General features: G+C 63.8%; 20 protein-coding genes and 2 pseudogenes. 8 read left to right on the top strand and 14 right to left on the bottom strand.

The genetic code is table 11. The features are described from left to right. Positions 1-66 precede the first annotated feature (66 nt). Entirely contained in the window at positions 67-1,134 is a 1,068-nt protein-coding gene (locus EJ071_RS04005) for a cyclic nucleotide-gated potassium channel (RefSeq protein WP_126096920.1), read from the top strand. A gap of 519 nt (positions 1,135-1,653) precedes the next feature. Here EJ071_RS04005 and EJ071_RS04010 read toward each other — a convergent pair. Continuing rightward, positions 1,654-2,298 (bottom strand): peroxiredoxin-like family protein, encoded by a 645-nt coding sequence (locus tag EJ071_RS04010; protein WP_126096921.1) that lies wholly within the window; start codon positions 2,296-2,298, stop codon positions 1,654-1,656. Positions 2,299-3,259: 961 nt separating this feature from the next. Next, positions 3,260-4,084 carry a methyltransferase domain-containing protein gene (locus EJ071_RS04015; RefSeq protein ID WP_126096922.1) on the bottom strand — a complete coding sequence of 275 codons (825 nt, stop codon included), beginning with the start codon at positions 4,082-4,084 and terminating at the stop codon, positions 3,260-3,262. Between the two features lie 173 nt (positions 4,085-4,257). Between EJ071_RS04015 and EJ071_RS04020 the strand changes: the two are divergent. Beyond that, a pseudogene (locus EJ071_RS04020) lies at positions 4,258-4,452 on the top strand (cyclic nucleotide-binding domain-containing protein); the annotation flags it as partial. 170 nt (positions 4,453-4,622) lie between these two features. Further along, positions 4,623-6,152, top strand: coding sequence for a YifB family Mg chelatase-like AAA ATPase (locus EJ071_RS04025; protein WP_126096923.1), 1,530 nt, complete (start codon positions 4,623-4,625; stop codon positions 6,150-6,152). Between the two features lie 67 nt (positions 6,153-6,219). Here EJ071_RS04025 and EJ071_RS04030 read toward each other — a convergent pair whose 3' ends face one another. The 11 genes and pseudogenes from EJ071_RS04030 to EJ071_RS38350 all read right to left on the bottom strand — a co-directional run bounded on the left by EJ071_RS04030 (position 6,220) and on the right by EJ071_RS38350 (position 16,530). Then, complete coding sequence (locus EJ071_RS04030; protein WP_126096924.1) at positions 6,220-6,807, bottom strand: TetR/AcrR family transcriptional regulator; 588 nt, start codon at positions 6,805-6,807, stop codon at positions 6,220-6,222. A gap of 30 nt (positions 6,808-6,837) precedes the next feature. After that, positions 6,838-7,428 (bottom strand): DUF308 domain-containing protein, encoded by a 591-nt coding sequence (locus EJ071_RS04035; protein ID WP_126102473.1) that lies wholly within the window; start codon positions 7,426-7,428, stop codon positions 6,838-6,840. 383 nt (positions 7,429-7,811) lie between these two features. Continuing rightward, positions 7,812-9,980, bottom strand: a complete 2,169-nt coding sequence (locus EJ071_RS04040; protein WP_126096925.1) for a malate synthase G — start codon at positions 9,978-9,980, stop codon at positions 7,812-7,814. Between the two features lie 251 nt (positions 9,981-10,231). Further along, a pseudogene (locus EJ071_RS04045) lies at positions 10,232-12,228 on the bottom strand (hydantoinase/oxoprolinase family protein). A gap of 361 nt (positions 12,229-12,589) precedes the next feature. After that, positions 12,590-12,892, bottom strand: coding sequence for a cupredoxin family copper-binding protein (locus EJ071_RS04055; protein WP_126096926.1), 303 nt, complete (start codon positions 12,890-12,892; stop codon positions 12,590-12,592). A 60-nt stretch (positions 12,893-12,952) separates the two neighbouring features. Next, positions 12,953-13,579: a CDGSH iron-sulfur domain-containing protein gene (locus EJ071_RS04060; protein WP_126096927.1), complete on the bottom strand. Its 627-nt coding sequence runs from the start codon at positions 13,577-13,579 to the stop codon at positions 12,953-12,955. A gap of 161 nt (positions 13,580-13,740) precedes the next feature. Next, positions 13,741-14,112, bottom strand: a complete 372-nt coding sequence (locus tag EJ071_RS04065; protein ID WP_126096928.1) for a DUF559 domain-containing protein — start codon at positions 14,110-14,112, stop codon at positions 13,741-13,743. Between the two features lie 213 nt (positions 14,113-14,325). Then, positions 14,326-14,673: a hypothetical protein gene (locus EJ071_RS04070; protein ID WP_126096929.1), complete on the bottom strand. Its 348-nt coding sequence runs from the start codon at positions 14,671-14,673 to the stop codon at positions 14,326-14,328. Positions 14,674-14,918: 245 nt separating this feature from the next. Next, the gene (locus EJ071_RS04075; RefSeq protein WP_245460164.1) at positions 14,919-15,269 is read right to left on the bottom strand and encodes a hypothetical protein; all 351 of its coding nucleotides are present in this window, start codon (positions 15,267-15,269) and stop codon (positions 14,919-14,921) included. Between the two features lie 237 nt (positions 15,270-15,506). Next, on the bottom strand, positions 15,507-16,013 hold the full coding sequence (locus EJ071_RS04080) for a hypothetical protein (RefSeq protein WP_126096930.1): 507 nt from the start codon (positions 16,011-16,013) through the stop codon (positions 15,507-15,509). A gap of 4 nt (positions 16,014-16,017) precedes the next feature. Continuing rightward, complete coding sequence (locus tag EJ071_RS38350; RefSeq protein WP_189521413.1) at positions 16,018-16,530, bottom strand: hypothetical protein; 513 nt, start codon at positions 16,528-16,530, stop codon at positions 16,018-16,020. A gap of 504 nt (positions 16,531-17,034) precedes the next feature. Between EJ071_RS38350 and EJ071_RS04090 the strand changes: the two genes are divergently transcribed. Both EJ071_RS04090 and EJ071_RS04095 read left to right on the top strand, forming a co-directional pair. Beyond that, a complete protein-coding gene (locus tag EJ071_RS04090) occupies positions 17,035-17,244 on the top strand; it encodes a DUF1508 domain-containing protein (RefSeq protein ID WP_126096931.1) in 210 nt (69 codons plus the stop codon). 71 nt (positions 17,245-17,315) lie between these two features. Then, on the top strand, positions 17,316-18,749 hold the full coding sequence (locus EJ071_RS04095; RefSeq protein WP_126096932.1) for a hypothetical protein: 1,434 nt from the start codon (positions 17,316-17,318) through the stop codon (positions 18,747-18,749). A gap of 42 nt (positions 18,750-18,791) precedes the next feature. On the opposite strand, the gene lepA is transcribed toward EJ071_RS04095, so the two are convergent. Continuing rightward, on the bottom strand, positions 18,792-20,597 hold the full coding sequence (gene lepA, locus EJ071_RS04100) for a translation elongation factor 4 (RefSeq protein ID WP_126096933.1): 1,806 nt from the start codon (positions 20,595-20,597) through the stop codon (positions 18,792-18,794). A 380-nt stretch (positions 20,598-20,977) separates the two neighbouring features. Here lepA and EJ071_RS04105 point away from each other — a divergent pair, with 380 nt between their 5' ends. From EJ071_RS04105 to EJ071_RS04115, 3 genes are all read left to right on the top strand, one after another. Beyond that, positions 20,978-21,997, top strand: coding sequence for a TadE/TadG family type IV pilus assembly protein (locus tag EJ071_RS04105; RefSeq protein WP_348628133.1), 1,020 nt, complete (start codon positions 20,978-20,980; stop codon positions 21,995-21,997). A gap of 244 nt (positions 21,998-22,241) precedes the next feature. Continuing rightward, on the top strand, positions 22,242-22,940 hold the full coding sequence (locus EJ071_RS04110; protein ID WP_126096935.1) for a DUF1223 domain-containing protein: 699 nt from the start codon (positions 22,242-22,244) through the stop codon (positions 22,938-22,940). Between the two features lie 87 nt (positions 22,941-23,027). Beyond that, positions 23,028-23,324, top strand: a complete 297-nt coding sequence (locus tag EJ071_RS04115; RefSeq protein ID WP_126096936.1) for a hypothetical protein — start codon at positions 23,028-23,030, stop codon at positions 23,322-23,324. The last annotated feature ends 127 nt before the right edge of the window (positions 23,325-23,451 follow it).

Below are 23,451 nucleotides of genomic sequence, written 5' to 3' on the forward strand. Positions count from 1 at the left end.
AAGCACCTTTGCGCTTGCCTTGAAGGCATTCTATTTTGGAGCGTGGTAGCCGCTCGTGGGCATAGAATGTCGGTATTGCCTTTCCTGAGAATCTACGCGCCGCCCAACGCGGTGCTGGCCGCGCCTGGGCTTCTGGCGGTGGCTGCGCTCACGATACCGGACATGTCCGGACCAAGCAGGCTGGCTCTTGTTGCCCTGCTCGCTGTCATTTGGGGCGCCTATCTCCTGCAAATGGTCGCGACGCTGCTCAAGCGGCGGGCGGGAGGCGTACGGCACAGGACGCCGGCAATCGCCATCGATGTGCTCGCGGTCTTGGTTCCACTCGCGGCATTTCTGCTCGTCCGCACGCCCGACTGGAGCCTCTACTGTGCTGTCTGGCTGCTGAAACCGCTGCGCGACTCGACCTTCTTCCCGGTGCTGGGCAGGGTGCTGGCCAACGAAGCGCGCAACCTGATCGGCGTCACCACGCTCTTCGGCGTCGTTCTGTTCGCTGTCGCGCTCGCGGGCTATGTCATCGAGCGCGACATCCAACCGGAAAAGTTCGGCAGCATCCCTCAGGCAATGTGGTGGGCGGTGGTCACGCTGTCCACCACAGGCTATGGCGACGCGATTCCGCAGAGCTTCGCCGGCCGCGTCCTTGCCGGGGCGGTCATGATGAGCGGCATCGGCATCTTCGCGCTCTGGGCCGGCATTCTTGCCACCGGCTTCTATCAAGAAGTCCGGCGCGGGGATTTCGTCCGCAATTGGCAATTGGTCGCCGCCGTGCCGTTGTTTCAGAAGCTCGGCCCGGCCGTGCTGGTCGAGATCGTGCGCGCGTTAAGACCCCGCATGGTGCCGGCGGGCGCCGTGATCTGCCGCATTGGCGAGCCCGGTGACCAGATGTTCTTCGTCGTGGAGGGGCGCGTCAGCGTCGCGACGCCGAACCCGGTGGAGCTTGGCCCCGGCGCCTTCTTCGGCGAGATGGCGCTGATCAGCGGCGAACCGCGTATGGCAACCGTCAGCGCCGCAACGGCGGTCTCACTCCTGTCGCTGCACTCGGCGGATTTCCAGATGCTGTGCAGCAGCAGCCCGGAGATCGCGGAAATCATCCGCAAGACCGCGCTCGAGCGGCGCGGCGCGGCACCGATTGCTTGACCGCGTCAAGGGCACTGTGATCATCGCGGTCCAAGATCGTCGCCGGACGGCGCGCGTCTGTTCCCGTAATGTTCTTGCCTAAATCCGAAATCTATGGTTGTCTGGCCTGACCTTGCTCGCGGGCTGATCGTAAACTCGAAGCGGCGGCGGCCGACGGGCACAATCTGCTGATGGTTTGCTACATTAATTTCCGCCCGAAACCCACATCGTCTCTGGTCGTCGCCGGGTGCTGCCTCAAGGCGTAACAGTGACCCTATCCAGCCGTTGCAAGCACGCTGCCGGAAGGCCTTGAACGGGTGGAAAATCGCCGTACTGCGCGCCTGTCGGAAGCCACGTGATTGCGGAGGGACGTCGCTTGGCCTATGCGCTGAGGCTGGCTCACTCTAGCGTCCGCCCGTTCAATGGAATCGCTACGAAGCTTACGGGCAGACCCGGGCCGCCGCGCTTGAGCACCTTGATCATGGCCTCAAACCCATAGAATCGTTACAGGGCGCGGTCGTCGAGCGAATTTTCGGCAGCCTATTGATGTGCGACTTGGGACGCTACAGATATCAGTTCCTCGGGTTTCGGCGCCCTGAACGTTTGGAGACCAACCTCCAGAACTTCAGTGAAGCTCCAGCGCACGATGCCCTCCCGGTCGATTAGGAACTGACCGACAAGCTGCCCCTGGCCGGAAGCCATCATCTGCTGATCGGCTTCTGTAATCTCATATCCTTCCTTCTTGTTGAGTAACTCGGTCATTGCCATCACGTCCATAGGTTCCGGCAACTCGCCCGGAAGGTCAATCCGTATCGCCGTGACCGTGTCCATCCCGACCTCGCGCAAGCCGAAAGCACGATGCGAGGCCCGCTCCGGGTCGGACGCGGCGAAAAGGTGGGGCATCGGGTGGTAGCGGAAATAGAGCCGTGCCCGTTCGACCGGCGTATTGACCACTGCCAGGCATTCGACGCCTTTCTCACGCAGAGCCGGATTGAGTTGCGCCATGGCCGCGATGTGACGGCGGCAGAACGGACAGTGCAGACCGCGAAACAAACCGATCAACAACGGGTTACGGCCTCGAAAATCATTGAGCGCAATCTTGCCTTCGCGCGAGATAGCATCGAGCACTATATTGGGCGCTGGGTCGCCCGGCTGCAGTGGGTGGTCAACACTACACATGGACATGGACAAACTCCTCGCCCAAGCTCAGTCGGCAAAAGGCAGCAACACTACATTTCGGGTTGGACCCGTGCTGGGCGCAAACTCCCGCGCCAGAGCAAACAGCGTTCGGCCTCTGCCATATTGCCAAGGTCAAGATTGCAAGCCCATCATAGCACGGAAAAAGCATCTGCGGCGCACGCATATCGCGAGCCGTCTCGGGCGCCGCGGCAAACAGTAGTCGTCTCATCCGTGCCATTGGACGACCACAGCGGCGAGACCGACAGGATCTTTCAGATGCGCGTTCTAACGGTGCTCAACGTCTTGAAACTTGGGCGGCTTCGATGTGGCCGGAGCCAATGTGGCGAATGAATTTCACTCGGTAGCACTCCCGAATTGTTGTTCTGCAGGTCAGCTTCCGAAGCTTGTTTTTTGACGCTGAAGTCTGCGGCGACTAGGGTCGTCAACGGATCGTATCACGACACTTGCGAGGCTGGCCGGCAATGTCGGGAGCTGGCGTGACCTGCTCGTTCTGGCAGATGAGCCAACGGCACCTTTCCCCCCACCCATTGCTGCCCTTCCTGGGCCGTTTCTCCTTCCCGAAACCCGACGTCGAGCGCAACCAGCGCTCCTGACCCGAACCGGTCATAGACTACAACGAGTTCGACCGGACGTCAGCAGGACGGAAAGCTGCCATTTGGATGGTCGATCCAAGCTCGATGCCCGGTTGCGCGCCTCAAGGGCGGGGCACTTTGGCGTAGCCGAGCAACCGCTCATTCCTCGGGCAAGCCAGCCAGCCGCCACCCTTCCACAAACATGTCGAACAGTCGCGGACTGTGGCGCAGCGGGTGGCTTGCCTTCATGACGGCGATCGAGACGCGGGGATTTGCCGCCCGCAGCTTAGCGATTGCATCGCGTGCGATCGATGGATCCTGACCGTCGGGAGGAACCGAGCGTCCTAGCGATGCTCACGCCGCAACGACAGCTGCTATCTGCGAGCGACCAGGACGTGAGCCTCTTGGGGGAACGTCAACTCCCCTCCACTTGAATAGATTGCCAGCGAGGAACTTAGATCACCCGTGATCGCTGTGATTACTGCGTCGCGATGTCCGGCATCCATTCCGCTCACCAGTCCAGCCTGGGGAGTTGCTGCTAGCTGTAGTCGCACGTATTCCTTTGGCGAGGGGAAACGGATGTTCTGGGTAATCGTGTGGACGGTCACATGGCGAAAGCCCGCGCCAGCCACCAGTCGGTAAAGCTCGTCAGCATCGGCGAGTGAATGCTCGGACCGTTTGGTTGCCGAAGCGCCTGGACCGAGATGTCGGTCCAAGGCTTCTGCCAGAGCCTTCGCCGCAGGAGTGTGGTCAATAGCGCTGAAAACGCTTAAGGCCAGTCGGCCGTTAGGCACCAGCACCCGGAACATTTCACGTAGCGCACCCGATCGGTCCGGGAAAAACTGCAGTCCGAGCTGGCAAAGAACCAGGTCGAAGGTGGAGTCAGTGAACGGCATTTCGAGCGCGCTTCCCTCGCACCAGTCAATACGCGGTCCAGCGCCTGTCGGGAGCGATCGAGCAACGGCAAGCATGCCCGTATTGATGTCGAGGCCGACGACCTGCCCCCCTCCCATACGCTCGGCCGCGACGCGTGCCACCACGCCGGTGCCGCAGGCGAGGTCCAGAACCCGCTTACCAGATTGAGGCGCAGCACGATCCACTAGGTCGGCGGCCCACAGGGCGGTAATTGCCGGGACCAAGTAACGCTCGTAGAGTTCCGCGGCGCTGCCTTCCAGCTGCCACTGCTCCTGCTGGGCCATAGAGTCCCTCCCGCACAACCAGCCGCTCGGGCAACGGGCCCGACCAGAGCTTTAAACAGCAGTCATAAAGCGCGTGTATGTCAACCAGCAACCAGTGTGGAAACAGAGCAGATCGATGGAAGGTCCGCTCACCCACCCTAACGAGACCTCTACTCCTGTCTCAGCGAATGCCCCCCGGCGCCTTCTTCGGCGAGATGGCGCTGATCAGCGGCGAACCGCGTATGGCGACCGTCAGCGCCGCAACGGCGGTCTCACTCCTGTCGCTGCACTCGGCGGATTTCCAGATGCTGTGCAGCAGCAGCCCGGAGATCGCGGAAATCATCCGCAAGACCGCGCTCGAGCGGCGCGGCGCGGCACCGATTGCTTGACCGCGTCAGGGGCACTGTGATCATCGCGGTCCAAGATCGTCGCCAAACGGCGTGCGTCTGTTCCCGTAATGTTCTTGCCTAAATCCGAAATCTATGGTTGTCTGGCCTGACCTTGCTCGCGGGCTGATCGCAAATCCGCGGGTGGGCCGGCATCCGGGGGCTTGAGAAACATGGTGGCGCGAGTTCGCACGGTGGCTTTCCAGGGCATCGAGGCGGTGCCGGTCGATGTCCAGGTGATGATCGCGCCGGGCAAGGTCGGCATGCAGATCGTCGGCCTGCCGGACAAGGCGGTGGCCGAAAGCCGCGAACGCGTGCAGGCCGCGCTTCATGCATCTGGCCTGTCGATGCCGTCGAAGAAAGTCACCGTCAATCTGGCGCCGGCGGATCTGCCCAAGGAAGGCAGCCACTACGACCTGCCGATCGCGCTTGGGCTGATGGCCGCACTTGGCGCCATTCCGGGCGACATGCTGGCCGGCTATGTCGTGCTCGGCGAACTGTCGCTCGACGGCACCATAGCGGCGGTGGCCGGAGCGCTACCGGCGGCGATCGGCGCCAATGCCGAGGGCAAGGGCCTGATCTGCCCGTTTGCCTGCGGGCCGGAGGCGGCCTGGGCCGGCAAGGATTTCGACATTCTGGCGCCGCGCAGCCTGATCGCCGTCGCCAACCACTTTCGCGGAACGCAGGTGCTGTCGCGCCCCGAGGCCGGCATCCAGCTTGCAGCGCGCGACCTGCCGGACCTCGCCGACATCAAAGGCCAGGAAAGCGCCAAGCGGGCGCTCGAAGTGGCGGCGGCCGGCGGGCACAATCTGCTGATGGTCGGACCGCCCGGATCGGGCAAGTCGATGCTGGCGCAAAGGCTGCCCTCGATCCTGCCGCCGCTGGCGCCGAAGGAGCTGCTGGAAGTCTCGATGATCGCTTCCGTTGCCGGCGAACTCGGCGAAGGCAAGCTCACCGACCGGCGGCCGTTCCGCGCCCCGCATCATTCGGCCTCGATGGCGGCGATGGTGGGCGGCGGCTTGCGCGTGCGGCCGGGCGAAGTGTCGCTTGCCCATCACGGCGTGCTCTTCCTCGACGAGTTGCCGGAATTCACGCCGCAGACGCTGGATGCGCTGCGCCAGCCGCTGGAGACCGGCGACTGCGTGATCGCGCGCGCCAACCATCGTGTCACCTATCCGGCGCGCATCCAGCTGGTGGCGGCGATGAACCCGTGCCGCTGCGGCATGTCGGGCGAGCCCGGCTATCGCTGCCTGCGCGGCGACCGCTGCCGCACCGAATACCAGGCGCGCATCTCCGGCCCGCTGCTCGACCGCATCGACCTCAGGATCGAAGTGCCGGCGGTCTCGGCGAGCGACCTGATCCGGCCGGACAAGGCCGAGACGAGCGCCGCGGTCGCGCAGCGTGTCGCCCGCGCCCGCGCCATCCAGCGTGAGCGGCTGGAAAAGCTGGGCGCCTCCGCCACCACCAACGCGCATTGCCCGCCTTCGGTCGTCGAGGAGATCGCCAAGCCCGACGCCGCCGGTCTGACGCTGCTCAAGGACGCCAGCGAAAAACTCGCCTTTTCGGCGCGGGCCTATCATCGCGTTTTGAAAGTGGCGCGCACGCTGGCCGACCTCGACGCCAGCGAAACAGTCGGCCGCATCCATCTCGCCGAAGCGATCTCCTACCGGATGAGCGCGGAACGCATGGCGCAGGCGGCGTAGTCACAAGAAACCGCGCGGGGACCGGGTCCGCTTCTTCACGCGGCTCCGCTTGCTCTTGCTTTCCTCTTCATTGGATCCCAGGGATCAGCTTCTGCAACGTCGGCGCCATGATCGTGGCGAAAGCCGCGGTATCGCCATAGGCTCGCGCGGAAAGCATCGCTCCGTGAACGGTCGCCATGAAGGCCTCCGCCTCGACACGCGGCGTTGCGGAAATTGTCAATGCGCCTTTCCCGACGCCCCGCTCGATGACACCGGTCAGCCAACCCGAGAGAAATTGAAAATACGCCCGGACCTCCACGGCAACCTCGGGCGGAAGGGCCGGAAGTTCGCTGGCGAGCAAGGCGCAGACGCAGAACGGCCGGCTCGCATCCTCAATGCAGCGAGCCCAGAAGCCGGCGTAGGTTCGAAGCAACTCAGGCGACTCAGGCACATTGCGCTCAAGCTCCGCCATGCCCGTGACGGCATCCTCGAGGTAGCGCCTGACCAGGGTCTGCACCAGATCGACCTTGCTGGGGAAATGGTGGTGGATGCTGGCTTTGCGGATGCCGATCACCTCGGCGATATCGGCGTAGCTGAACCCGTTGTAGCCGCCGGCGACGATGAAGCGTCGCGCGGCGGCCAGGATGTCATCGGCAGTGTTCGAGGGCTTGTTCATAGACATGCCTAACGTCCAGCGGAGAAAACCTCAACTCACGGCCCGCGGCGACTTGCGAAGGGCACCGCCGACCGACAGCCACACGGCGGACACGAGGAAGTAGAAGGCGCCGAAAGCGGCATAGGGCGCAACGTTGGCGATGCCAATAGCCTCCGTACCCGTCGCCATCTTTACGAAGAAGAGGCCGGCCAGCGCCGATTGGGCGCCGCTCAGGATCATCGCCCACTGGGCGCCGTTGATTTTCCAGCGACGCACCGCGGTCAGCAGCTGAAAAGCGCCGGAGACAACGGCCCAGACACCATAGACCGAGAGCACCGCATTCATGCTGCGGCCAAGCGCGATGGCGACAGCAATCGTGGCGACGATGCTGACGACGACGTTGAGCAGCTGCGACTTATTGCGGCCGAGCCCGCCGCTGCGCTGCGCGTCGACATAGTTCGCGAGCGCGTCCCACACGGGGTAGGCGATCAGCGTGACAGCGGCGAGCGGTGGATTGTTTTTCGCGATGGTGAAAGCCACAGCAACCCAAGCCGCCGATACGGCGAACCGCAGATAATAGTAGCTCTTGAGCCAGGTATTTGATTGCGGGGCGCGGCTTTGATCGTTCATTTGTACAGACATGATGGATCTCTCGTTTGACAAGCCTTCCAACTAGTAGGTAGATTACGAATCGTCAAGGCGTTCAAGGCTGGTTGCCGCTCACCTCGGCATCTCTTTTGTGTGATCGGCGCTCGCTAGCTCGCCAGCCCGGCGCTGGCCGAAAGCCTCCCAGGCTGCGCGGCACGCGGTTGTGTGCGTCAAGTTCTGCAAAAAGGGGCGACCATGATGGCTGGTCATGCGGCTTGTCGCAGAGGGTGGCCGCGAAGCGGCCGCGTGGGGTCCTGCGCGGCGCCGACTCCCACCCCAACCAGGCGCCTTCGAAACAAGCCTGAAAAAGTCGAGTCTCTCACCGGTGAACCCGCTTCGCGGCCACCCTCCCCTCAACGGAAAGGTGAACGCCGCGGCTACCGGTCCTTCGCCTTCAGCTCCAGCCGCCGCGCATGCAGCACCGGCTCGGTGTAGCCGTTGGGCTGGCTCGTGCCCTTGAACACCAGGTCGCAGGCGGCCTGGAAGGCGATCGACTTGTCGAAATCCGGCGCCATCGGGCGGTAGAGCGGGTCGCCGACATTCTGGCGGTCGACGATCGCCGCCATGCGCTGCAGCGAGTCCCTGACCTGGATCTCCGAGCACACCTTGTGGCGCAGCCAGTTGGCGATGTGCTGCGAGGAGATGCGCAGCGTGGCGCGGTCCTCCATCAGGCCGACATCGTTGATGTCGGGCACTTTCGAGCAGCCGACGCCCTGGTCGATCCAGCGCACGACATAGCCGAGGATGCCCTGCGCATTGTTGTCGAGCTCGCGCTGGATCTCGTCCGGCGTCCAGTTCGGCCGCACCGCCACCGGCACCGACAGAATGTCGTCGAGCCTGGCCTTCGGCCGGCTCTTCAGCGCCGCCTGCACGGCGTTGACGTCGACCTTGTGATAGTGGGTGGCGTGCAGCGTCGCGGCCGTCGGCGACGGCACCCAGGCGGTGTTGGCGCCGGCCTTGGGATGCGCGATCTTCTCAGCCAGCATCGCCGCCATCAAATCGGGCATCGCCCACATGCCCTTGCCGATCTGGGCATGGCCGGCGAGCCCGCATTCGAGCCCTATGTCGACGTTCCAGGCTTCGTAGGCGGAGATCCAGGCGGCCTGCTTCATGTCGCCCTTGCGGATCATCGGGCCGGCTTCCATCGAGGTGTGGATCTCGTCGCCGGTGCGGTCGAGGAAGCCGGTGTTGATGAACACCACGCGCTCTCTCGCGGCGCGGATCGCCTCCTTGAGGTTGACGGTGGTGCGCCGCTCCTCATCCATGATGCCCATCTTGATGGTGTTTTTGGGCATGCCGAGCAGGGCCTCGACGCGGTCGAAGATCTCGACGGCGAAGGCGACCTCTTCCGGCCCGTGCATCTTGGGCTTCACCACATACATCGAGCCGGCGCGGGAATTGGCGCGGCGGCCGTTTTCGCCGACATCGTGCAGCGCGATCAGCGCGGTGAGCGCCGCATCCATGATGCCTTCCGGCACTTCGTTGCCGTCGCGGTCGGTTATCGCGGGGTTGGTCATCAGGTGGCCGACATTCCTCACCAGCATCAGCGAGCGGCCGGGCAGCGTGAGCGTGCCGCCGCCGCGCGAGGTGTAGGTACGGTCCAGATTGAGCTTGCGGACAAAAGTCTTGCCGGCCTTGGTGATCTCTTCCGCCAGGTCGCCCTTCATCAGGCCGAGCCAGTTGCGGTAGACGACGACCTTGTCCTCGGCGTCCACCGCGGCGACCGAATCCTCGCAGTCCTGGATGGTGGTCAGCGCCGCTTCGAGGAGAACGTCGGCGATGCCGGCCGGATCGGTCTTGCCGATCGGGTTGGCGCGGTCGATGACGATCTCGATATGCAGGCCGTTCTTGACCAGCAGCACGGCTTCCGGCGTGGCCGCATCGCCGCGATAGCCGATGAACTGCCTGGGATCGGCGAGCGTGGTGGCGCCGGCGCCCTCGCCCGCTTTAAGCGCGCCGTTCGCCACCGAGAGCCCGTTGACGCCGGCCCATTTGCCGGTGGTGAGCGGCGCGGACTGGTCGAGGAAATCCCTGGCCCAGGCGATGACCTTGGCGCCGCGCGTGGGGTTGAAACCCTTGCCCTTCTCGGTGCCTCCCGTCTCGGGGATGGCGTCGGTGCCGTAGAGCGCATCGTAGAGCGAGCCCCAGCGGGCGTTGGCGGCATTGAGCGCATAGCGCGCATTCATCACCGGCACGACGAGCTGCGGCCCGGCGACGACGGCGATCTCGGGATCGACATGTTCCGTGCTGACGCTGAAGGCCGGGCCTTCCGGCACGAGGTAGCCGATCTCCTTGAGGAACTCCTTGTAGGGCTCCATGTCAACCGGCGCGCCGTTGGCGCGGTACCAGTCGTCGAGCTTTACCTGCATGGCATCGCGTTTGGCGAGCAGCGCGCGGTTCTTCGGCGCGAGGTCGTGGACGATTGCCGAAAAGCCGCTCCAGAATTTTTCCGGATCGATGCCGGTGCCGGGCGTGGCCTCCTCGGCCACGAAGTCATGGAGCTCCCGGGCGATTTGCAACCCGGCGATCTCGATGCGGTCGGTCATCAGCACGTCTCCAGATATAAGGCTTTGCCGGGCCTTTGGCACGCCGGGGTTCAAGGGTCAATTCGGCTTAGGGTTAAGTAGGGCGGCGGGGCCCTCCCTTCTCCCCTTGTGGGAGAAGGTGGATCGGCGCGCAAGCGCCGAGACGGATGAGGGGTGTTCCAGCGGAGTGAGACGTCGGCTTTCCCTGGAACACCCCTCATCCGTCGCCTTCGGCGACACCTTCTCCCACAAGGGGAGAAGGGAAGGCGCCTTCACACCGCAATCCTTGGCCGCCCCGAGGCCACCGCCACCACATGCGCCTCGATGAACATACGCTGTCCCTCGATGGTCGAGACCTTGAACTCGGTGGAAACGCCGATCTCGGCGCTGTCGGTGCCGGCGTCCTTGGCCCGTTCGGCGACGATCGCGCGGACATCGGCTTGCGCCGCCGCGATCGCCGCCGCCTCGTCGGTGAAATCGCGCACGGTTTGGCCCGAGGCGAGGCGGAACAGCCCTTCCTTCGGCTGGCTGACGCGGGCTTCGGCCGAGACGCGCACCTGGCCGACGACGGCACCCAGCGCGTTGGCGACATCGGTATCCTCCGGCACGATGCAGCCATTGCCGACCAGCGGGGGCAGGCCGGCATAGTGCAGCGGCGCCGAGGCGCCGAGGCCGATCACCGGGCGGTCGAGCGCGACGGTGAGCCGAGCGATGCCGGGATGGGCGTCGACAGCGCGCTGCACCAGCGCATGCGCGACGGTCGCGGCGCCGTCGAGCCCGTCCTCGGCGAAAGCGGTTTCGAGGATGTATTCGGCCGACCAGCGGGTCAGCGTGATGAGCACGCGCTCGGCGATCGCTTCGGGCGTCGCCGCGATCGTCTGGCCGCGGCCGTCGCGGCGGCGGGAAAACAGCTCGGCGCCGAGGCGCGCGGCGGCGGGGTCCCAATTCGACTGCTTGCCGAGCACGTGGGCGGCATCCGACGGCGTGAAGCCGCAATTGTGCACGAGCCCGCGCGCGACCAGCCGGTTGAGCGTGGCGTTCTGGGCATTGGAGGTGAGCAGCCGGTCGAGCGCCAGCGGCACCGCGCCGATCGCCTCGTAGAGCTTTGCCTCCGGCCCGGTAAGGCCGGCGGCGAGGCGGTCCGGCACGCCGGTGCGTACGGCAAAGCGGCCGTCCATGCGGCCGGGGTTCGGCGCCCGCAGCTGCCGTTCCAGCTCGGCGGTGACCGCCTCGCCATGCGCCATGCCGGCGAGCGCCAGCGGCACCAGGCGGCGCGGTCCGAGCAGGATCTTTGGCACAAGCGCGCCGTCTTCCAGCGCCACTTCGGAATCGCCGCCGAGGCCGAAGGTGCGCATGGCGACGGCTTCCACCATGGTGCGGAAGCCGCCGACGGTGGCGCCTTCCGGATCGAGGCGCGGCCGACCCTGGTCCAGCACGGCGACGTCCGTCGTGGTGCCGCCGATGTCCGACACCATGGCGTCGTCGAGCCCGGTCATGTGGCGGGCGCCGACCAGGCTGGCGGCCGGGCCGACGGTCCGAGGCCCGCCGACACCAGCGCGCCGTCGCCGCGCACCACCATCAGCGGCGCGGCGATGCCGCGATGACCAAGAAAGCCTTCGGTCGCCGCCACCAGCCGGTCGATCATCGAGATCAGCCGGGCGTTGAGCAGCGTGGTCAGCGCGCGGCGCGGCCCGCCGAGCTTGGCGGACAATTCATGGCTGGCGGTGACGGGAAGGCCGGTCTTGTCGCGGATCAGGTCGCGGGCGGCGAGCTCATGCGCCGGATTGCGGGTGGCGAAATAGGCGCAGACGGCAAAGCCCGACACCGACCGCCCAAGCTCCGGCAGCGCCGCCTCGAGGCCGGAAAGGTCGAGCTTGGCGGCATTGCCGTGCACGTCATGGCCGCCGGGGCAGAACACCACCGGATCGGTGCCGAGCGCCGTCTTCAGCCCGTCGCGTGCCAGGTCGGCCTCCGAAAAGCCGATCATGACCAGCGCCACGCGGCCGCCCTGGCCCTCGACCAGCGCGTTGGTGGCCAAGGTGGTGGACATCGACACCAGTTTTATGGCGGCCGGATCGGTGCCTGCCTTTTCCAGCACCGCATCGACCGCGCCGGAAATGCCGACCGCGAGATCGTGACGGGTGGTCAGCGCCTTGGCCTTGGCCAGCACCTTGCCTTTCGGATTTCCTTCCTCCGACCACAGCACGGCATCGGTATAGGTGCCGCCGGTATCGATGCCGAGGAAAAGAGGGTGAGGTTTGGCGATCATTTCTGGGCTGCAAGTCCGGACAACAGGTTTGGTGCCCTGCCCTTAGCCGATACGGGCTGACGGATAAAGGTGAGAGAGATGGGCCAAGGATGGAGCGTGGCGCTATGGAGGATTTATTGAGACGTCGGCGGGACAGCACCCCCCTCTGGCCTGCCGGCCATCTCCCCCTCAAGGGGGAGATCAGATGTCGCGGACGCTTTCGCCAGTCGCCAACGTTGCAGAAACAGCGCCGGCGCCCGAGCTGCCAATCTCCCCCTTGAGGGGGAGATGCCCGGCAGGGCAGAGGGGGGTGCCTCGCGCCAACCTCTCTGCCTGCGGATCGACCTTTGGCGGGAGACTAGCAGCTCCCCGTCGGCTTCTCCTACTTCGCCGTAACAGTGCCCGTCATCGAGGTGTGGATCGCGCAATGGAACGGGTGCGCGCCGGCGGCCGATATTTTGACCTTGGCTCTCTTGCCCTTGGCGAGCTGGCCGGTATCGAAGGAACCGTCGTCCGCCGTGGCGGTGTGCGTCTTGGAATCGGCGTTGGTGAAGGTCACGGTGTCGCCGACGGCGACACTGATCTTGGCCGGATGGAATTTCATGTCCTTGATCTGGACCGCATGATTGGCGGCGAAGGCGGGCATGGCGAAGGCAAGCAAGGCAAGAACGAGCACGGTACGCATGGTGGATTTCCTCCCATGGGTTGTGTAGCTACTCCTAAACTAACGTCGGCGCACCGCTTGTCATGCCACGAACCCCACCCTTTTATGGCTGCCATCGCAGAACGGCTTGTTGGCCGACTGCCCGCAGCGGCAGAGGAAGACCTTCGTGGTGCGGGCGATGGTGTGGCCGGTGCCCGTGACGATCTCGGCATTGCCTTCGAGCTTCAGCGGGCCGTTGACGGTGGGCGTCACGTTGAGCGGGCCATCCCGCACCTCGAGGACCTGCGCTTCCTTCAGCGGCGGCTCGCCGGTGGCGGAAAAGCCGGCCTTGATGTGGCTGTTGTCGCAGAAGGGCTTGTTCTGCGACTGGCCGCAGCGGCAGAGCGTGGCGCGATGGAAGGTCTCGTCGCCCAGCGCAATCTCGGCATGGACCGCCAGCGGGCCGTTTTCGCGCACGCGCACGGTGTTGACCACCGGCGGCTTTTCCTGCGGCCCGCCGTCTTTTCTGCTGTAGGTGATCGCGCCCGACGGGCAGTTCTCCGCCAGCGCCACCACCTTCTCGACGCTTGCCGCGTCCGGATGGATCCACTCGCCCTTGGCGTTGGGCACGAAGACATGCGGGTTGCCGAGCACGCAGTTGCGCGAATGGATGCAGCGCTTGCCGCTGAAGGAAACGTCGATCTTCTCGCCTTCGACCGTGCCTGCCATGGGTGGGGTCTCCTGTTGGGGGTTGAAGGCGAGGCTAGGGTGGTGGTGCGGATGGCGTCAAGCACAAGCTCCCCTTCTCCCCCTGTGGGAGAAGGTGGCTCGGCGCGCAGCGCCGAGACGGATGAGAGGTGTTCCAGCTTGGCAAAGACGCCCGATCCGGCTCACCGCCAAGGCTGCAAGCTTTCATCGCGCACATAAGCGATGATCGTGTCGCAGACGGCGTTCAAATCTCTCAGGACATCATCATTCCAGAACCGGAGCACGCGAAAGCCCCTGGCCTTCAATTCGGCATCGCGCTCTTGGTCGTGGCGGGACTCCGCATGCTGGCTGCCATCAATTTCGACGATCAGCCGAGCCTCGGCACACACGAAATCCGCTACGAACCGGCCGATCGGCACCTGCCGCCGAAACTTTATCCCGTCCAGCCTTCGGCCACGCAGTTCCTGCCATAAACGGCTTTCCGCATCTGTTGCTTCGCGGCGCATCGTGCGCGCGAAGTTTCGTTTGGCTGGAGCTACGGGTTGATGCGGCATAGGGAAAGACTAGCCGGTCCTTGTGATCGCTCCAACAGCCAGCGCAGCGCTCCGTCGCGCACCCCTCATCCGTCTCGGCGCTCCGCGCCGAGCCACCACCCGGCCCTTCGCAGGCTCAGGGCGTTCGAAGCTCGAAAAGCCAAGCAATTGGCTTTTCGTCCGCTGACGCGGAGCGCTTCTCACCCCACAAGGGGAGAAGGGGAAGAGGCCCCGCTACTCCGCCAGATCAACCGTCTCGGTCGAATGGTCGGTGCAGATGAAGCAGCAGGTGTCGCAGGGGTGGTCGTTGTCGGGGCCGACGCCGGCGGTGATGGAATCGTCGCCGTTCACCCAGGCGCCCCAGCAGATGTGCTCGCCGGGCTCGCAGGAGATCGGCACCGACTTCTTCGCCCCCGGACGGATGAGGAAGACCTTGTCGCCGCCCGGCCAGACTTTTTCGCTGTCGCGGCTGAATAGCTCCAGCGCCACGCCGTCCGGCCGCTGGTTGCGGATGAACACCGACATGTCGGCTGCGAAGGCCGGGGTGGTGAGGAGAAGGGCGGCGAGCAGAGCGCGAATCATGGTGAGGTCTCCCAGGAAGTAGAGCATGGGTGGGGAAGCGACGCGACCTCCCCTTCCCCCCTTGTGGGGGAAGGTGGATCGGCGCGCAGCGCCGAGACGGATGAGGGGTGTTCCAGCTTGGCGACGACGGTCGCCACCAGCGCCGCATCGTGCAAGATCGCCAGCGCTTCACTCCGTCCAACACCCCTCATCCGGCCGCTTCGCGGCCACCTTCTCCCACAAGGGGAGAAGGGGAAGAGGCCCCGCTACTCCGCCAGATCCACCGTCTCGGTCGAGTGCTCGGTGCAGATGAAGCAGCAGGTGTCGCAGGGCCGGTCGTTGTCGGGGCCGACGCCGGCGGTGATGGAATCATCGCCGTTCACCCAGGCGCCCCAGCAGATGTGCTCGCCGGGCTCGCAGGAGATCGGCACCGACTTCTTCGCCCCCGGACGGATGAGGAAGACCTTGTCGCCGCCCGGCCAGACTTTCTCGCTGTCGCGGCTGAATAGCTCCAGCGCCACGCCGTCCAGCCGCTGGTTGCGCACGAAGACCGACATGTCGGCGGCGAAGGCCGGGGTGGTGAGGAGAAGGGCGGCGAGCAGAGCGCGAATCATCATGGGTTTCCAGAGGGCAGTAGAACACGGGTACGGAAACGGCGCGACCTCCCCTTCTCCCCCTGTGGGAGAAGGTGGATCGGCGCGCAGCGCCGAGACGGATGAGGGGTGCTCCAGCTTGGCGACGACGGTCGCCACCAGCGCCGCATCGTGCAAGATCGCCAGCGCTTCACTCCGTCCAACACCCCTCATCCGGCCGCTTCGCGGCCACCTTCTCCCACAAGGGGAGAAGGGGGAGCCCTACCTCCTCACCTCCACATGCGGCGCGAATTTCTTCACCGCGTCGACCATCTCCTCGGCGCTGACATCGAGCGAGGAGACCTCCATATGCACGGTGGTCTTGCCGAAGGGCAGCAGGCCGAAGGCGTTGGCGGGGGCGTATCGGATCTCGTCGGGCGGCACCTCGGTAAGCTCGAAATTGAGCATCGCCGCGCCCCTGCCGGAGGCAAGCCACACGCTCCTAACCTTCTGCCACGGCACCAGCACGTCGCCGGCGCGAGCATCGCGGAAACCGCGCTGATCCAAGACGACCTGGACCCTGGTGTCGAAGGCGCCGCGCGCGATGAAGAGCCCGAGCCCGGCAAAGCCGAGCGTCAGCAGCGCCACCATGAACACGCCGCCGCCCGGCGCGCCCATGGACAGCCCCTTGACCATATAGAAGCCGAAGATCGCCGCCATCAGGAACGAGCCGAGCGCCGGAAAGATTTTTCCCGAAGCGCTGTTGCGGATTTCGAGCGGGGCGGGCATCGGCTCAGCGCCCGGATTTCATCAGCGTCCAGATCCAGCCGATGAAGGTGAGGACCAGGAACGGATAGCCGGCGGCGGGCAGCGGCGAGGAGGTGGGGAGCAGCGGCGCGCCCCACAGGATCATCGCCGCCGAGACGACGAAGAGCGCGGCCGACACGAAAGCGGTGAGCCGCATCCAGAGCGCGAAGGTGGCTTGCGCGCTGACCATGGTGAGCCCGGCCGCCCAGAGCGAAATGCCGCCGACATAGGAGGGAACGCTGGCCTGCAGGCCCGCCGCGTTGCCGGCCAGAAGCAGGCTTTCGCCGGCGAGGAAGGTGAGGAAGCCGGCCGCGACGAGGTCATTGCCCAGCCGCTGGTATTTCATCGTCAGCAGCGCCGCCGCCACGACGATCGCCACGCCGTCGATGGTCCAGACCGTCTCGCGCAGCGCGTCGCTCGCAACGAAAGTGCCCGCCAAGCCAAAAGCGCCGCCGATGGCGAGGCCGATCGCGGCGACGGTGTCCAGAGTGGAGCGCATGTGATGTCTCCCCAAGCCGGGGGGAGGATACAACGAGGTGGGGTCGCCTAAAAGGGTGGCACCGACTCTTCCTTGAAGATTACGTCAGTAATGCGGACCTATTTTGCAGTGCAATAGAATCAGTTTCGGTCCCCAACATTTGCTTTTTGACCGAACAGAAGTATTGTCCAGCAAAGCGGCGGTTCGCTTCGCGCTGAGCTGTCCCGCTGGGAGGAATTGTGTAAGCGTCTGTATTTATTGTGAAAATTCTGAAGCCGTTGACCAACGTTAACGGCTTATTAGGCATGCCTTGACTCCCGGCATTGCTTTACTTCATCTAGAGGCCGTCCAGAATCAAGAAACCGCCGCAAAGCTGGCGAGCCGCGGCGGTTTCAAAGTTCTAACCCGCACAAGATTGGACGTCAGGCGCGGGGTATGGTGTATTTGGTACGCTGATGTTGAATCAGAATAATGCGCCATGGTCAAGCCTGACGTTCGCTCATGCCAAATCAAGGAGCGACTCCAATGGCGCAGCGTACTTATCCTTCGTACTGGTTGTACAAGGACATTCGTGGTGAATGGCGTTGGACGTACGAGGCTGCAAATGGCGAGACCATCGCAGTAAGCAGTGAGGGTTACAAGCGTCGTGCTGATGCCGAGCGCGGGATTAACATCATGAAAGCTTCGACAAATAGCCCGATCTGGTATCCGGCAAATCTTGAGAACGCCGCCTGACTACACGGGGAGAGGTGGGCCACCGCCTCTCCCCATCACGCCTATTCCGATGCCTGCCTTGGACGACGCATATGTCTAAATCTTTAATAGCATCTGTTGGATTCGAATGTGCGAGTTCATCCGTCGAGTATATCTCTTTTGGTAGCAGTGTTTCTTTGCTAGATTTCGATGTTACTTTGTTCAGACCTCAAATAGATGACTATACCGGCTACTACGACACCTACAACGGTAAACCATGCCTCGATGATGATCGTTCGTTTGCGCTTCGGCGCTATATGGACCACTGGCGTAGAGAAATAGTAGACGCGGTCAACGGCGGAAAAACTATTATTGTTTTTATGACTGATCTGAGTGACCTCTCTGTTGCTACAGGAGAAAAGAAATACTCAGGCTCGGGGCGCAATTCGCGCGTTACAAGGCTTGTAATGGACTACGACAACTACCGGTTCTTGCCTTATGCTTTGAAGCTTACGCCAAGCATCGGTCGCGGTATGGTGCTCGCAACTGAAAAATCGGAGCCGCTAAACGAGTACTGGAGGGAGTTTGGCGAAGCCTCGACATATAAAGTTATCATAAACGACGCAAGTTCTCCGGGGCATGTCTTGACCCGCAATGGTAATAAGTCTGTTGGCCTGATAGTGCGGTCGAAAGTTAGCAATGGCGCTCTCGTTTTATTGCCTGACCTAAATCTCGACGCAGAAACATTCACGGTTAAGGGAAAAGATAACCAAACTCTGTGGTCGAAGGAGGCACAGGCTTTTTTCCCTGCATTAGTGGCTGCGGTTGTCTCAATCGACAAAGCGATCAAAAGCTCGGGCGAGGTTACGCCGGAGCCGAAATGGTCTGCTACCGGATGGTTCAAACTGAGGGCTGAGATTGATATCGAGAGCAAGCTTGCTTCTCTGAATGCCGAGCTTGATCGGATCAACGAAGAAAGCGCTGATCTCAAGTCGCGCCTTTCGGATGTCTCTTTGCTTAGAGGCCTGCTGTACGAGAAGGGCCCTCAGCTGGAGAAAGCCATAATTAAGGCGTTGCGCATCCTTGGATATTCTGCCGAAAAGTCAAACGTGGATAATATTGAGCTTGACGTTGTTTTCGCTTCTGATGAGGGACGTTTAATTGGCGAAGCTGAGGGCAAAGATAGCAAACCAGTTAATATTACCAAACTGAGACAGCTAGCCCTCAATGTTCACGAAGATTTTGAGAGGGAAGATGTCGAAAAGATCGCAAAGGGAGTCCTGTTTGGCAACGGCTATCGGCTGTCACCACTTGAGGAGAGAGAGGAGCCGTTTACCGAAAAATGCCTGAGCGCTTCCGTAGCAAGCTCTGCGGCATTAGTTAGCACGCCAGAACTGTTCTTGGTTGCACAGTATCTGAGTGACAATGCGGACCCAGACTTTGCGAGGAAATGCCGACTGGCAATCGGTTCAACTGTGGGCCGCGTATTGTTCCCACCTGTCCCCCAGATAGCTGTCCCCCAGGATTTGGCGCCTTCGGAAGCTTAAAGACGAGTTGACGTTGCGCCAGGACGTTCGAACACGTGCTTCTCAATCCCCCATCTTCAGCGCCTGGATAAACGCTTCCTGCGGGATATCCACCTTGCCGAACTGGCGCATCCGCTTCTTGCCCTCTTTCTGCTTGTCGAGCAGCTTGCGCTTGCGGGTCACGTCGCCGCCGTAGCATTTGGCGGTGACGTCCTTCCTGAGCGCCGAGACGGTCTCGCGGGCGATGATGCGGCCGCCGATCGCGGCCTGGATCGGGATCTTGAACAGGTGCTGCGGGATCAGCTCCTTCAGCTTCTCGCACATGGCGCGGCCGCGCTTCTCCGCCGCTGACCGATGCACCAGCATGGAGAGAGCATCGACCGGCTCGTCATTGACCAGGATCGACATCTTCACCAGGTCGCCCTCGCGGTAGTTGGTCAGGTGATAGTCGAAGGAGGCGTAGCCCTTGGAGATCGACTTCAGCCGATCGTAGAAGTCGAAGACGACCTCGTTGAGCGGCAAATCGTAGGTCAGCATGGCGCGCTTGCCGACATAGGAGAGATCGGCCTGGATGCCGCGCCTGTCCTGGCAAAGTTTCAGGATGCCGCCGAGATAGTCGTCGGGGGTAAGGATGGTGGCGCGGATCCACGGCTCCTCGATCGAGGCGATCTTGACCACGTCGGGCATGTCGGCCGGGTTGTGCAGTTCCTTCGTCGTGCCGTCGATGAGGTTCATGCGGTAGACGACGGAAGGCGCGGTGGCGATGAGGTCGAGATTGAACTCGCGCTCCAGCCGCTCCTGGATGATTTCCAGATGCAGGAGGCCGAGGAAGCCGCAGCGGAAGCCGAAGCCGAGCGCGGCGGAGGTTTCCATTTCGTAAGAGAAGGACGCGTCGTTGAGGCGCAGCTTGCCGACGGCGGCGCGCAAATCCTCGAAATCGGCGGCGTCGACCGGGAACAGGCCGCAGAACACCACCGGCTGCGCCGGCTTGAAGCCGGCAAGCGCCTTTTGCGTCGGGCGGCGGTCCTCGGTGATGGTGTCGCCGACGCGGGTGTCGGCCACTTCCTTGATCGAGCCGGTGAAGAAGCCGAACTCGCCGGGGCCGAGCTCGTCGACATTGACGCGGGCCGGCTTGAACACGCCGGTGCGCTCGACGAGGTACTTCGCGCCGGTGCCCATCATGCGGATGGTCTGGCCCTTCTTCATCACGCCGTCGATGATGCGCACCAGCACGATGACGCCGAGATAGGCGTCGTACCAGCTGTCGACCAGCATCGCCTTCAAGGGTGCTGCGATGTCGCCCTCGCGCGGCGGCGGCAGCTGGTGGACGATCGCCTCCAGCACGTCCGGCACGCCCAAGCCGGTCTTGGCCGAGATCTGCACGGCGTTGGAGGCGTCGAGGCCGATCACCTCCTCGACCTGCTCGCGGATGCGCTCGGGCTCGGCCGCCGGCAGGTCGACCTTGTTCAGCACCACGACGATCTCATGGTTGTTGTCGATGGCCTGGTAGACGTTGGCCAGCGTCTGCGCCTCGACGCCTTGCGAGGCGTCGACCACCAGCAGCGAGCCCTCGCAGGCGGCTAAAGAGCGCGACACCTCATAGGCGAAGTCGACATGGCCGGGCGTGTCGATGAGGTTCAGGACGTAATCCTCGCCGTTTTTGGCGCGGTAGTTCAGCCGAACGGTCTGGGCCTTGATGGTGATGCCGCGCTCGCGCTCGATGTCCATCGAGTCCAGCACCTGCTCCTTCATGTCGCGCTCCTCCAGCGCGCCGGTGAGCTGGATCAGCCGGTCGGCAAGCGTGGATTTGCCATGGTCGATATGGGCGACGATGGAGAAATTGCGGATGTGGTCGAGCGGCGTCGTCATGCGGCGCGCTTTAGCAGGGGCAAGGGTGAGGGGCAAGCGGCGGGGCCTTTCCTTCTCCCCTTGTGGGAGAAGGTGGATCGGCGCGCAGCGCCGAGACGGATGAGGGGTGTTGGAAGGAACTCGACGTGGGCGGTTAGGCACCGAGAGCGGACAACTTCAAGGTCGCATTCCGTCCAACACCCCTCATCCGACCTCGCTTCGCGAGGCCACCTTCTCCCAAAAGGGGAGAAGGAGGGGGCCGCGCTCCGCTTAAACTTTCATGCACGCCTTTAGGGCATAATTCTACCCTTGGGTGGTAGGCAGGCTGTGCCGCCGGCGCTGTTGGGGGTCAAGGAATGTTTTCGTCCGCAAGGAATTTCGTCCGCTCGGAAAGCGGCTCGATGATGCCGCTCATGGTCCTTCTAACGATCCCGCTGCTGCTCGCGGTCGGCTTTTCCGTCGACTACACCTCGGCGGTGACGACCAGGAGCAACATGCGGAACGCGCTGGACGCCGCGGTGCTGTCGATCACCACGATGCCGACGACGACCTCGAAGGCCGACCGCCAGATAGCGCTGCAGCAGGCCTATGTTGCCAATAGCGGACAGGGCACGGCGACGCTCACCGCCGTCGACGTCGCCGCCGACGGCACGGCGAGCTTCAAAGCCACTGCGGCCTATCCGATGCCGACCGACTTCATGGGGATTGCCAACATCAAATCGGTGGCCGTCGGCGTGGCCTCCGCGGTGCGCAAGAAGCCGGCGCTGGTGGAGTCCACCTTCAAAGTGACGAAGGTGTCGGGCTACTGGGCCAAGACGATGACGCTCTATGGCACCCAATTCGGCAGCAAGGTGGCCAAGCCGCTGATGACGATCACTTACAATTACAACGGCTACGGCGACCCGAAAGGCTACGGCACCACCACGGTGAGCACCATCAACGGGTCGACCACGACGGTGGTCCAGAAACAGGTCTGCACGACCGGCACGGCAAAGAGCCTCGGGAAGAGCCTGCCTTCCGGGTCGGTGATCCAGACCGATCAGTACGGCACGTCCTATTCCTGCGCCGATACCTTCTATCCCGCCAACGGCGCCGGCGCGGTGATCGACGTCAGCCAAATGGACCAGCTCTATCTGCAGATGGACGTTCCGTCGGGTAACCCGAAGGTGCTGAAGTCGAACGATCCCAACACCTCGAACCGGCTCTATATCGGCCCCAGCAAGACCGACATGCCGGAGGTGGCGACCGGGCAGAAGGTCGACATCTTCACCTCGGTGCCCTGCGGCCAGACCGGCTACCAGGCCTGGGAAGACGGCGGCAATCCGGTGCCGGCCACCGTCGACAACGCCGACTTCTTCTACACCGTGACCGGCAAGTGCGCCTTCGACCAGCGGCCGTCCGACACGGTGCTGACGCAGTAGCGGCCTCCCCTTCTCCCCTTGCGGGAGAAGGTGGATCGGCGCGCAGCGCCGAGACGGTTGAGGGGTGTTCCAGCGGAGTGAGACGTCGGCGTTCCCTGGAACACCCCTCATCCGTCGCCTTCGGCGACACCTTCTCCCACAAGGGGAGAAGGGAAAGGCCCCCCAATCACAAACCGGTGAAGCTGTAACGAAGTCTTCCGCGGCGGCGAAATGAGGAGCATCGCCGCAACGGAGACTGCTTCCCATGACCGGACCAAAGACAACGCTCGGCAAGGTTTTGCTCGCCGGCGCGGCGCTTGCCGCAACTCTCGGCGCTGCTTCCGCACAGCCGCTCACCGTGGTCGAGCTGTTTACCAGCCAGGGCTGCTCGTCCTGCCCGCCGGCCAATGCCAACCTGATCAAGGTCAAGGACCAGCCGGGCGTTCTGGCGCTGTCCTTCAACGTCACCTATTGGGACTATCTCGGCTGGAAGGACACGTTCGGCCGGCAGGAGTTCACCCAGCGCCAGGTCAATTACGAGCCGCCGCTCGGCCATGACGGGCCGTTCACGCCGCAGGTGGTGGTGAACGGCAGCCACGATGCCGTAGGCGCCGCGCCGGGCGAGATCCAGAGCCTGATCAACAAGGGTGGCCGCACGCAGGGTCCGGAGCTTTCGCTCGGCAACGGCAAGGTCAGCATCGGCGCCGGCACGGCGCCGGGCGGCGGCGCCGACATCTGGCTGGTGCGCTATGACAAGGGCGTCATCGAGGTGCCGGTGTCGCGTGGCGAAAACACCGGCCGCACGCTGCCGCACGCCAATGTCGTGCATTCGCTGGAGAAGCTCGGCCGCTGGAACGGCAAGGCGGCGACGCTGCCGCTGCCCGCGGCCGGCGGCGGCCTCAGCACCGCCGTGCTGGTGCAGGCGCCGGACGGCGGGCCGATCCTGGCCGCGGCGGCGGACTGATTTTCTTTCTCTCGCGCGGGGCCGCATGAGAGCGGCAACGCTTCACCAAGGCCCGCATCTTCGCGCGCCAAAACCAAGGAGACTACCATGACCAAATACCTGACCGCGCTCGCGCTTGCGCTCGCAACCACGGCCTTCGCCGCCGGCGCCCGCGCCGACGACGCGACCAATGCGATGAAGCCCGCCAACGCCATGGCCACCGACGCCATGAAGCCGGCTACGGACGCGATGAAGCCGGCCGATACGATGAAGCCCGACGCGATGGCGACACAAGCGATGAAACCCGCAACCGACGCGATGAAGCCGGCGGACGCCATGAAGCCGGTGACGGATGCGATGAAGCCGGCCGACGCGATGGCTCCGGCGGATACCACGGCTCAATAGGTTGAGCTTGTGTGACGCCCCCTCACCCAGCCTCCGCTTCGCTCGGCTGACCTCTCCCCAAGGGGAGAGGAGACTGTCGGCGCCGGCGCCAATCTCTTCTCCCCACCGGGGAGAAGGTGGCCCGAAG

Origin of the sequence: Mesorhizobium sp. M1B.F.Ca.ET.045.04.1.1, assembly GCF_003952465.1 — a bacterium.
GTDB lineage: Bacteria > Pseudomonadota > Alphaproteobacteria > Rhizobiales > Rhizobiaceae > Mesorhizobium > Mesorhizobium shonense.